The sequence below is a fragment of the Algoriphagus confluentis genome (assembly GCF_036245625.1).
Lineage (GTDB): Bacteria > Bacteroidota > Bacteroidia > Cytophagales > Cyclobacteriaceae > Algoriphagus > Algoriphagus confluentis.
Window position 1 is genome coordinate 36,872 of sequence record NZ_BTPD01000007.1, and the last position, 13,617, is coordinate 50,488.

General features: G+C 44.6%; 10 protein-coding genes. 6 read left to right on the plus strand and 4 right to left on the minus strand.

The genetic code is table 11. From position 1 onward, the window contains the following. Positions 1–80 precede the first annotated feature (80 nt). Both AAA943_RS11525 and AAA943_RS11530 read left to right on the plus strand, forming a co-directional pair. Positions 81–1,049, plus strand: a complete 969-nt coding sequence (locus tag AAA943_RS11525; RefSeq protein WP_338224401.1) for a KpsF/GutQ family sugar-phosphate isomerase — start codon at positions 81–83, stop codon at positions 1,047–1,049. Positions 1,050–1,056: 7 nt separating this feature from the next. After that, on the plus strand, positions 1,057–2,133 hold the full coding sequence (locus AAA943_RS11530) for a mannose-1-phosphate guanylyltransferase (RefSeq protein ID WP_338224402.1): 1,077 nt from the start codon (positions 1,057–1,059) through the stop codon (positions 2,131–2,133). A 26-nt stretch (positions 2,134–2,159) separates the two neighbouring features. Here the strand turns inward: AAA943_RS11530 and AAA943_RS11535 are convergent, their stop codons facing one another. From AAA943_RS11535 to AAA943_RS11545, 3 genes are all read right to left on the minus strand, one after another. Beyond that, a complete protein-coding gene (locus AAA943_RS11535) occupies positions 2,160–4,034 on the minus strand; it encodes a tetratricopeptide repeat-containing sensor histidine kinase (protein WP_338224404.1) in 1,875 nt (624 codons plus the stop codon). A gap of 221 nt (positions 4,035–4,255) precedes the next feature. After that, complete coding sequence (rlmB, locus tag AAA943_RS11540) at positions 4,256–5,032, minus strand: 23S rRNA (guanosine(2251)-2'-O)-methyltransferase RlmB (RefSeq protein ID WP_338224405.1); 777 nt, start codon at positions 5,030–5,032, stop codon at positions 4,256–4,258. Further along, entirely contained in the window at positions 5,005–6,234 is a 1,230-nt protein-coding gene (locus AAA943_RS11545) for a GWxTD domain-containing protein (protein WP_338224406.1), read from the minus strand. The genes rlmB and AAA943_RS11545 overlap by 28 nt, the downstream gene beginning before the upstream one ends. Positions 6,235–6,294: 60 nt before the next feature. Between AAA943_RS11545 and AAA943_RS11550 the strand changes: the two genes are divergently transcribed. Then, the gene (locus AAA943_RS11550; protein WP_338224407.1) at positions 6,295–7,077 is read left to right on the plus strand and encodes a class I SAM-dependent methyltransferase; all 783 of its coding nucleotides are present in this window, start codon (positions 6,295–6,297) and stop codon (positions 7,075–7,077) included. A 39-nt stretch (positions 7,078–7,116) separates the two neighbouring features. Here the strand turns inward: AAA943_RS11550 and AAA943_RS11555 are convergent, their stop codons facing one another. After that, positions 7,117–10,101 carry a glycosyltransferase family 117 protein gene (locus tag AAA943_RS11555; protein WP_338224408.1) on the minus strand — a complete coding sequence of 995 codons (2,985 nt, stop codon included), beginning with the start codon at positions 10,099–10,101 and terminating at the stop codon, positions 7,117–7,119. Positions 10,102–10,270: 169 nt separating this feature from the next. Here AAA943_RS11555 and trxA point away from each other — a divergent pair, with 169 nt between their 5' ends. The 3 genes from trxA to AAA943_RS11570 all read left to right on the plus strand — a co-directional run bounded on the left by trxA (position 10,271) and on the right by AAA943_RS11570 (position 13,613). After that, positions 10,271–10,591 (plus strand): thioredoxin, encoded by a 321-nt coding sequence (trxA, locus tag AAA943_RS11560; RefSeq protein ID WP_338224410.1) that lies wholly within the window; start codon positions 10,271–10,273, stop codon positions 10,589–10,591. Between the two features lie 86 nt (positions 10,592–10,677). Next, on the plus strand, positions 10,678–12,099 hold the full coding sequence (locus AAA943_RS11565) for an MBL fold metallo-hydrolase (RefSeq protein ID WP_338224411.1): 1,422 nt from the start codon (positions 10,678–10,680) through the stop codon (positions 12,097–12,099). 107 nt (positions 12,100–12,206) lie between these two features. After that, entirely contained in the window at positions 12,207–13,613 is a 1,407-nt protein-coding gene (locus tag AAA943_RS11570; protein ID WP_338224412.1) for a hypothetical protein, read from the plus strand. Positions 13,614–13,617 lie beyond the last annotated feature (4 nt).

The window sequence follows — 13,617 nt, forward strand, 5'->3', positions numbered from 1 at the left end:
TAAGGTTATAATCCCAGTAAACAGGATTGAATGATTAGTTTTTTACCTTTGTACAAAATTAATGATAAACGCAGGTAAAATTGAATTTAGCTAAAAATATTAGAAATACTGCTTCCCGGGTTTTGCAAAATGAAGCAAATGCGATTTTGGGTGTAGCGGATTTTTTAAATGGGGATTTTGAGGCCTGTGTGGAGCATATTTTAGCTTCCAAAGGTAGGGTGGTGGTGACCGGTGTAGGCAAAAGTGCCCTCATTGCCAATAAGATTGTGGCGACACTTAACTCCACAGGTACGCCTGCCTTATTTATGCATGCTGCTGATGCGATCCATGGAGACCTGGGAATGGTCCAAGAGCATGACGTGGTCATTTGCATCTCCAAGTCGGGAAATACTCCCGAAATAAAGGTGTTGGTTCCTCTGCTAAAAAAGTTGGGTTCAGTCTTGGTTGCCTTGGTTTCCAATGTCAATTCCTACCTCGCCGAACAAGCGGATTTTGTCCTGAATGCCACAATTGGGGAGGAAGCCTGTCCGCATAATCTTGCCCCCACTACCAGTACTACGGTCCATTTGGCTTTGGGTGATGCCCTGGCCGTTTGCCTTTTGGAGGCTAGGGGATTTACATCGGATGACTTTGCCAAATACCATCCCGGAGGCTCCTTGGGTAAGCAACTCTATCTAAGAGTCAAGGACATTTTATCCAAAACCCAAGTACCCGTGGTCAAAGAAGATGCAGGTCTGGCAGAGGTGATTGTTGAAATCTCTGGGAAACGTTTGGGAGCTACAGCCGTACTAGACAAGGAGGGAAATCTGAAGGGGATCATTACCGATGGAGATTTGAGAAGAATGCTTCAGAAGAGTCTGGATATTGCCAAGCTGAAAGCCAGAGATATCATGACAGTCAACCCCAAAACCATCGATGCGGATGAATTTGCCATTCGAGCGCTTAATTTGATGCGCAATCACAATATCACGCAGCTGGTCGCATTGGAAGGGGGAAAAATCGCGGGATTTATCCATATTCATGACCTGATGAAAGAAGGAATTGTTTAAGCCAAGCATGAAGCAAAAGCCCTATATCGTAATTATGGCTGGGGGAATCGGTTCCCGGTTTTGGCCGTATAGCCGCAAAAATAAGCCCAAGCAATTTTTGGATGTCTTGGGTACAGGCAGGTCTCTTTTGCAAATGACCTATGACCGCTTCAGGGAAGTGGCTGACCCGAGCCGTTTTTTGATAGTCACACACAAAAACTACCTCCATCTCGTCCTTGACCAGCTTCCCGAATTAAAGTCAGACCAAATCCTCTCTGAGCCTCTCCAAAAAAACACAGCTAACTGCATTGCTTATTCTGCATATAAGATCCATGCGTTTGAACCGGATGCTACGCTGATTGTAACACCTTCCGACCATCTGATTTTGAGAGAAAATCGCTTTCAAGAATCCATAAAGAAAGCCTTGGATGCGGCTCAAGAAGAAGGGCATTTGATTACTCTGGGAATCAAACCGAATCGGCCTGAAACAGGATATGGCTACATTCAGTATCATGAGGACATTCAGCAAGGACCCGCTCAAAAAGTAAAAACATTTACCGAAAAGCCGAATGCCAAGCTTGCCAAGGCCTTTTTTGAAAGCGGAGATTTTGTTTGGAATTCAGGGATGTTTGTCTGGAAAGTGAAAAGTCTCATCGATGCTTTTAAAGCACACATGCCCGATGTAGCGGAGGTTTTTGAAGAGGGAATAGAGCATTTCGGAAAAAACACTGAAGAGGAATTCTTGAACAGGGCCTATACTTTGGTGAAAAACATTTCTATTGACTATGGAATTTTAGAAAAATCAGACCAAGTCTATGTGGTTTTGGGAGATTTTGGCTGGTCGGATTTGGGGTCTTGGCGAAGCCTTCACGAAATCCGCGACAAGGACGAACACGACAATGTCGTAGAAGCCAATGGAATGCTCTTTGATACACACCATTCGTATATCAAATCCGATTCAGAAAAATTGGTAGTAGTCCAAGGCTTGGAAAACTACCTCATCAATGACACGGAGAATGTGCTTTTGATCTGTAAACTTGATGCGGAGAAAAAGTTTAGGGAATTTGTAAGCAATGCCCGTAAAAAAGGGGAGGATTTCGTCTGATTCTCAGATGGATCAAGAATTTGGTGTCAATACTCCGGCTCCAGCACCCGATTGTCTTCCGAAAAAGCTATCAGGTTCAAGGTGGTCCCTTTCTGCTCGGGAAAGCTGAAGATCTGCAAATCTCCTTTCAGAATTTTTGCTCTGGAGTTCATGTTTCTCCAGCCGTTTCCTTTGCCTTTTTTAAGGTGAATCGGATCGAATCCCGAACCGTTGTCCCGGATTTGAAAAAGCAGTTGGTTCCGATCTTTTTTCAAAAGCACTTCGATTTGATCTGCATCCGAATACTTGATGATATTATTGATCCATTCCTGTGCGAGTCGGTAGAGTGAGACTTCCTGAATATCCCCCAAGCGGTCTTCTAAGCCACTGACTTGGACCCGAATGGTAGCTTTTCCGGTGTCGTTGATTTTTTGGGCAAATTCCCGAATTCCGGCCTCTATTCCGAATCGAATCAATGTGTCGGGCATCAGGTTAAAACAGATAGCCTTCAACTCGTCGTACATGTCTTCCAGGATCTGTGTTGCCGATTGGAATAGGTTTGCTTCGTCCAAAATCCTCGATTCCAGGGATTTGATGTTGAGCAGAAGTACGGTAATCATCTGACCCAAACCGTCGTGAAGATCTTGGGCAAATCGCTTTCTTTCTTGTTCCTGTGATTGTACCGTGGCTTTCAATTCTGCTTCCTGAAGCTGGATTTCGGCTTCCTTCCTTAAAATCTCCTGCTGTTTGGCACCTTTATTTCTGATTAAAATGGCCAGAGATACCAGCAGCAAAACAAAAATGAGCAAGATGCCAATAAGCAGGAAGTTTCTCTGATTGATCACTTTTTGCTCGACAAGTTGGGCATTTTGCAAGGCGATTTGCTGTTCCTTTTTTTCAGTTTCGTATTGGATCAGTGTTTCCGCAATTGCCTTTTCCTTTTCTTCCTGAAAAAGGGAATCCCGGTATTGGTTGGCTAGCAGTAGCTGATCATAGGCTAGGTCTTTTTTGTCCCAGCTTTGGTAAAGATCGGCCAGATTCTTTCTGATCTCGAAGAGCTCATAGGTATTTCCATTTTCTAAGGACAGATCCAAAGCCAGCAAGAGATTCTTTTCAGCTGCGGCAAAATTGCCTACCGATTGCCAAAATGAGGCAAGATTCAGATGGCTGTCGCTTTGAAGGGTAGAATTGTTGAGTTTTTCGGAAATAGTCACTGCTTGGATGAGAGCTGACCTAGCCTGTTCGATTTTCTCCATTCTCTTGTACAGATTTCCCAGGTTGGTAATCAGTTGCCATTGGACGGTGAGGTTGGGGTTGGAATTGGGGAGCAGTTCCAGTCCTTTTTGGTAACTTATCAAGGCAGAATCATAGTTCAAGGCATTTTTGTAAACAATTCCAATGTTATTGAATACTCTGGCCATACCCAGAGAATCCTGAAGTTCACTTCGGGTAGCCAGGGTTTTATTGTAATACCGTATTGCCCTGTCCGAGTCCCCGATTTCATCCAAGACGGTTCCGATCGTGAGCTGAACTCTGGAGAGAAGAATCAGATTTTCTTCATTTTTCTCCAAATTCACTTGGTTTTCCTGTATCCTAAGCGCATCAAACAGGTATTCGAGGGATTCATCAAATTTTCCAAGGCGTTGAAAAGATTGACCGAGACGATTGAGAGCGTTGACTTGATTGGGCACGGTGATTCCTTGCAGATTCAATACATCTTGAAAGGACTTGATCGCGCTGTCGTATTGACCCAAAGAAAAATGACTGTTTCCGATCAGGTTGAGTTTTTCATAGGAGTCTTCCCGGATTGAGCTTGCCAGCCAGATTGCACTGTCATATTTCCGCATTTGATAGAGCTCTTTTGCCTGCTCTAGGGGCTCTTGGAAAAAAGCAAAAAAAGATAAAAAGAGGGTGATTAGCATGGCTTTGAGGAGTTTTTATCCTCGTAAAATAGCCAAAATAGAAAACAGGTCAAGACCAATCATCACTACCTGCAGATAAATACCAAAGAATTACCCCGGAGCCCGTGTAGCCTCAATGCTTGAAAAACGTGGGTAATGTTTCACATTTTTAAGCAATCCATTCCGAACTCCTATCACCCAGGGAGTTTCCCTCATCGGTATTCAAAATCAAAACGGGGTTTTTACTTTTTTCTTTGTCGGGTGACTTCATAAATCGCCACCCCCGCAGAAACCGAGACATTGAGGCTTTCTATTTTTCCCGCCATGGGGATTTTCACCTTTTGATCTACAATCCCCATGATTTCCTGAGAAATTCCATCTTCTTCCGATCCTAGGACCAGTGCTACAGGGGAGGAAAAGTCCGCCTCATACATGATCTGCTCGGTTTTTTCTGTGACTGCCACCAGGGCCAATCCCATCTTTTGTAGATCTCGGCAAGCGTAAAACAGGTTTTTTACTCTCGCGACCGGCAGGAAATTCAGCGCTCCGGCAGATGTCTTTACTGCATCGGAGTTGATCTGAGCACTTCCTCTTTCTGGGATCACAATGGCATCTACTCCAGCGCATTCGGCTGTTCTGGCAATGGCTCCAAAGTTTCTCACATCAGTGATATGATCCAAAATAAGGATGAAAGGTGCTTTTCCTTCAGCATAACAAGAATCGATGACATGATCCAGAGAAGCGTATTCAATTGCCGACATCTGGGCTATAACCCCCTGATGATTTTTGCGGGTAATGCGGTTCAGCTTGGCTTCAGGCACACGGACCACTGGGATTCCTGCGCTTTTGCAAAGCTGAAGCAACTCCTTGATCAGGTCGTTGTTGAGTTCTTTTTGGACCAAGGCCTTATCGATCTCTTTGCCAGCATGGATTGCCTCCATGACTGCACGGGTTCCGAAAATAAAGTCTTTGTCGTGGGCTCCTTTGTCTATCAGAAAGCCATCCTTCCGCTTCTCCATTGGGAAATGTTTTTGAACCAAATCGGCTGATAGGCCCTAGATCGGTTCAAGGTGTAGAAATGTGGGGTCAAAAGAGTTTTTGACCGGACAAAAGTAAACTTAATTTTCGAGGTTGCGTCCATGCCGGAGTAAGTCCACACCTCCCGGTCCATATAAAAGTTAACTTCTTGGGGAGGTCCCATGACAATGTAGACCATTCCTCTGTCCGTTTTCCAGCCTTCTTTAAAATCTGTAAACAGAATATTTGCGAATTCGACCATGCGGAAATAGTTGCGAATCAGCTCTTTGGCCGTATCCGGATTCCTGGTCAAGTTGATCCAATATTCATCCAAGGCTTTCTTTTTGTCCGAGGCAAGGAGCAGGGTTTCGTGCTCTTTTCGAGTGGAAATATAAGTGACCATTTGGATCATTTCGTCCCAGTCCTTCACCTTGGGGAAGGCGTCATGAGAGGATTTGAGAAGAATTCCAGCAGGAGCAAGGGTGTCTGTCTGGAAAAAAAAGTAGCCTTCTTCTTCAATTTTTCTGGGTGTGTTGGCGAAAAAATCTCCTTGATTGACCACTTCTAATTCCTTGGGTACATCTGCAGGGCGGGTTTCCATGGGAGGAAAAGGCACATCGAACTGGATCGGATAGTAAAAACTCTGAATGCTCGGTCGTCTTACGGTTTTGAACAGCAGGGATTCGTTGATATTGATGTAGTTTTGATCAAATGGGACTTCATTGGAAAAATAAATTCCAAAGTCCGGTATGCCCGAGACAAACGGACTTTTCAGATCGGTATGGTACACATATTCATCTCCCTGCCTTGTGTCCAAAGCTGTCAATAGCACAATTGCCAAGGGAGAGGTAGATTGGATATCGATTGTTTTTTCAAAAAACCAATGCCGATCGGTATCTGCAGACAAATCGGACGCAGTGAGTAGATTAACTTTTTCAGGAGTGATTTCTTCATCGTAGGAGTTTAGGATGGAGAAGCTGAAACTGAAAGCATTGAAATCAGGATTTTCTTCCACCTTTTCAATGATGAACTGAACCTTGTATGTAGTATCGGAGACTTGTACAGGAATTACCTTGAGTCCCAACCGGGAATACAGAGAATACCTCAATGACTGGTTTAGCGTCGAGAGAGTTTTCTGTGCAGAAGCAATAAATGGTGAAAAAATAAGAAAGATTAGGATGAATAAGAGGGATTTTCGATTCATTGGGTACAAGTTCAGGTTTTAAAAATTAGCCTTACTTTTGCCAAAATACTAAATTTTCAAATGGCTACCTACACAACGGAAATCGCATCGGATAAGTTGATCAGCGATAATCCTATTCACCAACGCTTACTGAAAGCCTACTTGGCAGCCAAGCCTTGGATACAGGGAGATTTGCTGGAAATCGGCTGTGGAGAGGGCAGAGGAGTGGATGAATTGCTTCCTCTGGCCAAAAGCTATCTGGGGCTGGACAAAATAGGAGAAGTGATCTCCATGCTTCAGGATAAGTATCCCGGCGTAAGCTTCAGGCAGGCTGTAATTCCCCCATTTGTAGGGTTCAAGGAGGAAAGTTTTGATACAATTGTGAGTTTTCAGGTGATTGAGCATATTGAGAATGACCGCTTGTTTTTGGAAGAAATCTATCGAATGCTGAGACCTGGAGGGAAGGCTATCATTTCCACACCCAATATTGCCCATACCCTTTCCAGAAACCCTTGGCATGTCCGGGAATACCTCCCGCATGAACTTACCCTACTGACCTCTGGTATTTTTGACCGGGTCGAACCGAAGGGGATTGGAGGAAATCAGAAAGTATGGGAATACCATGAAGCCAATAGGCTGTCTGTTCAAAAAATCATGCGCTTTGACGTATTGGACTTGCAGCACCGACTTCCCGCCTGGATCCTTAGGATGCCCTATGAGATTCTAAACAGAATCAACAGAAACCGACTTCATCAGCAGCGAGGAGAATCGGTAATCCGTATTTCACATGGAGATTACCCACTAGTGGAAAACCCCGAAAAGGGACTGGACTTATTCTATATCCTCTGGAAGGATGAAAAATAGACCAAAAAAAGAGTCGGGACATCCCCGACTCTTTTTTGTTTATCTCCTTTCCAAAATTCCCGGCTGGGAACTTTCACTGCCTATTAGGCTTTCCAGTCTCAGCTTGAGATTTTGAGCCTCTTCCTGGTAGCCTCGCTCTTCCAGGAGAGGAATAAAATACTTCACCATTTCTATGGAAATCATCATTTCCCGGTCGTAAGTTCTGTCTTCGGAGGTGTAGAATTCGATCATATCCAATGACTTTTTGGAGATTTTCTCCACGATATCCAAAGCTTTCTCGTCTTCACCCACTTCAAAGAAAAGAGGAACCGATTGCCCGCTGCTCAAATCGTAAGGAATAGCTTGGTGCGGCATTACTTCCAGATTTCGATTCAGAACCTCCGCCGCTTCCTCCAGCTTGTCCTCATCCAATAAGGCAATAGCGATGCTGTTGGCTACACTTCGGTGATTGGAGGCAAATCTTCGGTATTCCTCATCGAGATAGGAGTTGGGGTCATTCATGCCCCGGAAGGCAAATTTCTCCATGAAGTTTTCGTAGGCAATATCCGTATTGACCAACTCTTCTCGAATGTAGTCGGGTTTTCGGATTGGCAGCAGGCGATAGGCCATACCTTCCATCACTACATGATTGGAAATGTTCAGGGTGACCGTGGAGAGAGAGGTGTTGTTGAAATAAATGGGTCTTTCCCAGTTGTTGCTCACAATCAAGTCGATCAGCATCAAATTGCCTTTGGTGAGGTAGTTTCCTTTAACTTGAAGATTGATTTGGGGAGCAAAAATTTCCTTAAACTGAGGCGGTACGATTTCGTCGTTCCAGAGGAAACTGCTGTCTACTTCCAGAATGAGATTTCTGGAAGGAACCATGTTGACTATGCTTTTTCCTCCGGTTTGCATTTTGAGTAAGTCTGACCCAGAATTGAGCAATCTCAAGTATTCTCTGGCTGAGATGGCGTTGAGGTTTTCTCTTTCCATGACGTAAAGGACGTCATTTGTCCCTTTCTGATAGCGCTCCGGTGAAAGGGAGAATGGCAAGGGGGCTGACTCATCGGCTTGTTTGGTCATCTGCTCCACATACCAATCCGTGTCAAAATAGCTCAATACAATCACCCGAACATCCGTACGGAATCCTTCCACCTCCTGCACATACCATAGCGGGAAGGTGTCGTTGTCTCCTCCTGTGAAAAGAATGGCATTGGGAGCGCAGGAGGACAAGAAATTTCTGGCCGAATCCACAGAAAAATACCTTCCTTTTCTGTTGTGATCGTCCCAGTTTTCTGCACCCATCAATCCTGCTACAGGTAAGGTAAGCAGGGTAGCGATAATTCCACCTGTTCCCAGGTTCTTGGTCATTTTGCCGAAGGCATGTGCCAGGCCAAGCACACCCAAGCCTGCCCAAATGGCAAAGGCATAAAAGCTACCCACGTAGATGTAATCCCGCTCTCTTGGCTCTACAGGGGGGGAGTTGAGGTAGAGAACCAGCACTACCCCCATCATCAGGAATAGCATCAAATTCACATAGAAGAATCGGGGGTCTTTTTTAGCTTGAAAGAAAAGTCCAATCAGGCCAAGGATCAAAGGCAGCATGAAATAGTTGTTGTGGCCTTTGTTTTCTTTGATGTAATCGGGGTATTTGTCGGAGAGTGAATCTGCAAGACTGATCCAGGGAGCATCTGAAAAGTCACTTTCTCTTCCGGAAAAATTCCACATAAAATACCGCCAATACATATGCCCAAGTTGATGGCTGAGCATAAAGTAAATATTGTCTCCAAAAGTAGGTTCTTGCCCTTCTCTCAGTCCCAGCTTGGAGCGATAGATTCGCTTGTGGTTTTCCTGGGTGGAATAGATTCGGGGAAGGATGGTCGTCTTTTCGGGATCGTAGGTGTTTTTTAATTCGTAATCGACGATTTCATACTTGTCTTTCCCTTTCATGTAGACAGGTGCTCCTTCTTCTTGAGCAATCAGCTGGGCAGTAAAATATTGCCCATGCAGGAGCGGACGGTATCCATACTGCTCCCGCTTGAGGTAGGAAACAAAGCTGATGATGTCTTTGGGAGCGTTTTCATTGATGATGGGGTTCTGATTGGCCCGTACTATAATCAAGGTGTAGCTTCCGTATCCGATCAGGATAAAGACCAGAGAAAGTAAAATGGTATTGAGTGTGACTCGGGCATTTTTTATCGAATACCGGATACCGAATATCAGCGCTGAGAGGAAAAGGGCGATGAAAACCACGATTCCCGAGCCGAAAGGCAGCCCTAGACTATTGACAAAGAAAATCTCCATGGAGCCAGCCAAGGTAGGTAGTCCCGGAATAATTAGATTATTGATGATAATCAGCGCTACCCCTCCCAAAAACATGGCATAAATTGCTCCTTTGAGTGTCGGGCTCGGATACTTTTTGAAATAATATATCAAAGCCAAGGCTGGAAGCGTCACTAGATTCAGCAAGTGAACCCCAATGGAAAGGCCTACCAGGTAGGCGATAAAAATCAACCATCGGTTTTCTTCTTTGGGATCTTTGATGACATCCCATTTCAGAAAGGCCCAAATCACGATTGCCGTGAAAAAGGAAGACATGGCATATACCTCAGACTCTACAGCCGAAAACCAAAAGGAATCAGAGAAGGTGTAAATCAAAGCGCCCACAAGGCCAGCTCCCATCAAAGAAATTACCTGCCCTTTTGACTCCTGACCAGCTTGAATTCCGAAGATTTTTCTTCCAAATAGGGTAATGGACCAAAACAAAAACAAAATGGTAAATCCTGAGAATAGTGCACTGCCGATATTCATCCAATAGGCGACCTGCAAGCCATCCCCCATGGCCAAAAAACCAAACATTCGGTAGACCAAAAGCATGAAAGGAGCCCCTGGAGGATGAGGGACCTGAAGCTTATAGGAAACTGCGATAAACTCTCCCGGATCCCAGAAACTGGCGGTTTGTTCTACAGTGAGGACGTAGACCAAGGTAGAAACAGCAAAAATGATCCACCCTGTTAGATTATTAATCTGCTTGTAATTGAGCATTAAATCGGAAAATTAGACGGGCGAAAATATAAAATTTTACTCCAATTCAGGGGATTTTAGGACTTTTTAAGGGGGGATTACCTGCATAGATTCTTACTGTGACAAAAATTACTGTTCCTGTTGGCCTTTTGGATGTAGTTTTGTCCTGTCAATTCAAACCTCAATAATTATGAGTTCACAGGCAAAAACATTTCAGGAACTGATCGATGGGGAAACTCCCGTGTTGGTGGATTTCTTTGCCGATTGGTGTGGTCCCTGCAAAATGATGCAACCCATCTTGGAAGATACTTCCCGTCAGATGGGAGATAAAGTCAAGATCGTCAAGGTGGATGTAGACCGAAATCCGCTTGCAGCAAGCAAGTTTCAGGTACGAGGTGTTCCGACTTTGATTTTGTTTCGCAAGGGTATGGTGGTTTGGAGACAGTCTGGGGTGGTTCCGGTCCATCAATTGGTCCAAATCCTTGAGTCCAATTTACTGGCGAATTCTTGAAATCTAAGTGACAAAAGTCATTTTTGTCCCTGAGGAAGAAAAGTACCTTTACCCAATCATTGAGATCAAATAAACCTAGCAAGGCTATGAAAATAGAACAAATCTACACCGGATGTTTGGCACAAGGTGCCTATTACCTCGAGTCTGATGGAGAGGCAGCGGTCATTGACCCGCTCCGCGAAGTACAACCCTATATCGAAAAGGCCGAGCGTAGAAATGCCCAAATCAAATATGTATTTGAGACGCACTTCCATGCGGACTTCGTATCTGGACACAAGGATTTGGCTGCAAAAACAGGAGCAAAGATTGTCTATGGACCTACCGATATGAAGATGGGCTTTGATGCGATGGTAGCGGAAGACAATCAGGAATTTTCTCTTGGAAAAGCCAAGATTCGGGTGATTCATACTCCTGGCCATACCATGGAGTCGGTTTGCTATTTGCTGATCAATGAAGAAGGAAAAGAGGAAGCTCTATTCACTGGGGATACCCTATTCATCGGAGATGTGGGACGGCCTGATTTGGCTCAAAAAGTCCTTAAAGACCTGACTCAGGAAAAGCTGGCCAGTCATCTTTATGATTCGCTGAGAAACAAGATTATGCCTCTTTCTGACGATTTGATGGTCTATCCTGCGCATGGGGCAGGTTCTGCCTGCGGCAAAAACATGAGTAAAGAAACCTCTGATACGTTGGGTAATCAGAAAAAGACCAATTACGCCCTTCAGCCCATGAGCAAAGAAGAATTTATCCGGGAAGTATTGACCGGCCTGACACCTCCTCCGGCTTATTTTCCCCAAAATGTGCTAATGAATATCCAAGGATATGATAGCATCGATGAGGTATTGGAGAGAGGTGTCAGACCTTTGAGTCCTGCCGAATTTGAAGCTGCAGCCAATGAAACCGGAGCCTTGATTTTGGATACCCGGGAAGCTCAGACCTTTGCCAAAGGATTCATTCCTAATTCTATCAATATCGGGATCGACGGAAGCTTTGCCGTATGGGTTGGGGCTATGATTCCGGACTTGAAGCAGGAAATCCTGGTTGTGGCAGATGAAGGCAGAGAAGAGGAAGTGATCACCCGATTGGCCAGAGTGGGATATGATTATGCCATTGGTTATCTCAAAGGTGGATTCAAAGCTTGGAAAGATTCCGGGCACGAAGTGGACTCCATTACTTCCATCACTGTTGATGAATTGGCGAAAATCAAAGAGGGAGATCCTTCTATCCATATTCTTGATGTCAGGAAAAACTCTGAATATCTGTCCGAGCATGTCCTCGATGCCGAAAACGCTCCTTTGGACTATATCAATGACAGCATGCTCAAGGTGAAGAAGGATCAAACCTACTACGTGCATTGTGCTGGTGGATATCGGTCTATGGTATTCAACTCCATTCTCAGAGCTAGAGGGTATGACAACCTGATCGATATTGCAGGTGGATTCAAGGCTATCAAAGAGTCTGGCAAATTCAAAGTTTCGGACTATGTGTGTCCTACTACCCTATTATAAGAATACGCAAGAGAAGTTGCATCACCTAAATGGCAGACCTGAGAGTCTGCCATTTTTAGTTTAATGATAGGAGATGTGATCAAAGTCACCAATTTCCAAGTCCTTTTATGAAGAAATTTGCATCAGTTGTTTTCCTCTTTGCCTTGGGAGTTTCCTTGGTGTTGATGTCAAGGGCTAATGCCCAGCATCATGAAGCGAATGTGGATACAAGCTCAAACGAAAAGTTGTTTGGGAAAATATTGAAAACCGGACAGTTTGAATTTCACCTGAGGTCCTTTTTCATGCATACTGAAAATCAACCGGGCCTGCTCGATTACTCCACTTGGGGTACTGGTGCGGGATTGGGTTATTTCAGTCCACGATGGAAAGGGTTTGGCGTGGGATTTAGTGGTTTTTTTGTTTTCAGGTTTTATGAAAACAACATTACCAAGTTGGATCCCGCTACAGGCTTGGCCAATCGATATGAGCTCACCTTGTACGATGTCCATCACCCCGAAAACTACCATGATATGGATCGTCTGGAGGAATTTTATATCTCTTACGAGAAAGATAAATTCTCTACCTGGTTTGGGCGTCATCATTTCGAAAGTCCCTTGCTCAATGCATCTGACAACAGAATGAGGCCCAACCTATTCAGTGGAGTGAAGGTAAACTACCTGCCGGGAAGATTTAATCTCACAGGAGCTTGGTTTAATCACGTCATCTCCAGAGGGTCTTTGGAATGGGTGTCCATTGATGAATCCTTTGGCTTTTATTCCACAGGAAGAAATCCGACGGGATCGGAAGAGTCGTACAAGCATCATGTACACTCAAAAGGAGTGGGGGTCTTAGGTATCGAGTATTTCCTTCCCAAAGGAAAAATCCAATCTTGGAATTATTGGGCAGAGGGAGTATTTGCCACGACATTCGGAGAAGTCACTGGGTCGACCCAATTGGGAAAGTCCAGCCAGTTTCACTATGGAGTTCAGGGATTTTACCAGTCAGCTATGGGTGATGGAGGTAATCCGGACCCCAATAAGGCCTATACTCTTCCCGGAGAAAAAACGCACGGGGTTGGGCTCAGATCGGGAATTCAATGGGGACATAATAGGTTAAGCGTAAACTATCTCGGGATTTCGGATCAGGGAAGGTTCCTGTTTCCAAGAGAATGGGGAAGAGAGCAGTTCTTTGTCTCCTTAAGGAGGGAGCGTTTTGAAGGAATGGGCGGAGTGAATGCAATCACCTTGCTCTATGACAAAACCTTCATCCATGACAAGCTGAACGTATCTTTGGGGGCCGGACATGTGACTACTCCCAATCTGGAGGAAATCCAACTGAATAAATATGGACTGCCGCATTACTACCACTTCACCGGTTTGGTAGATTATCGATTTGATGGATTCTTCAAAGGCTTAGACTTGCAGTTTTTGGTGGCTCACAAAAGAGAGGATACCGATCAGAAGCTGGGTCAGGAGTATGTGATCAATCGGGTCAATATGACCAACATGAATATTATTCTGGACTATAGATTTTAATTAT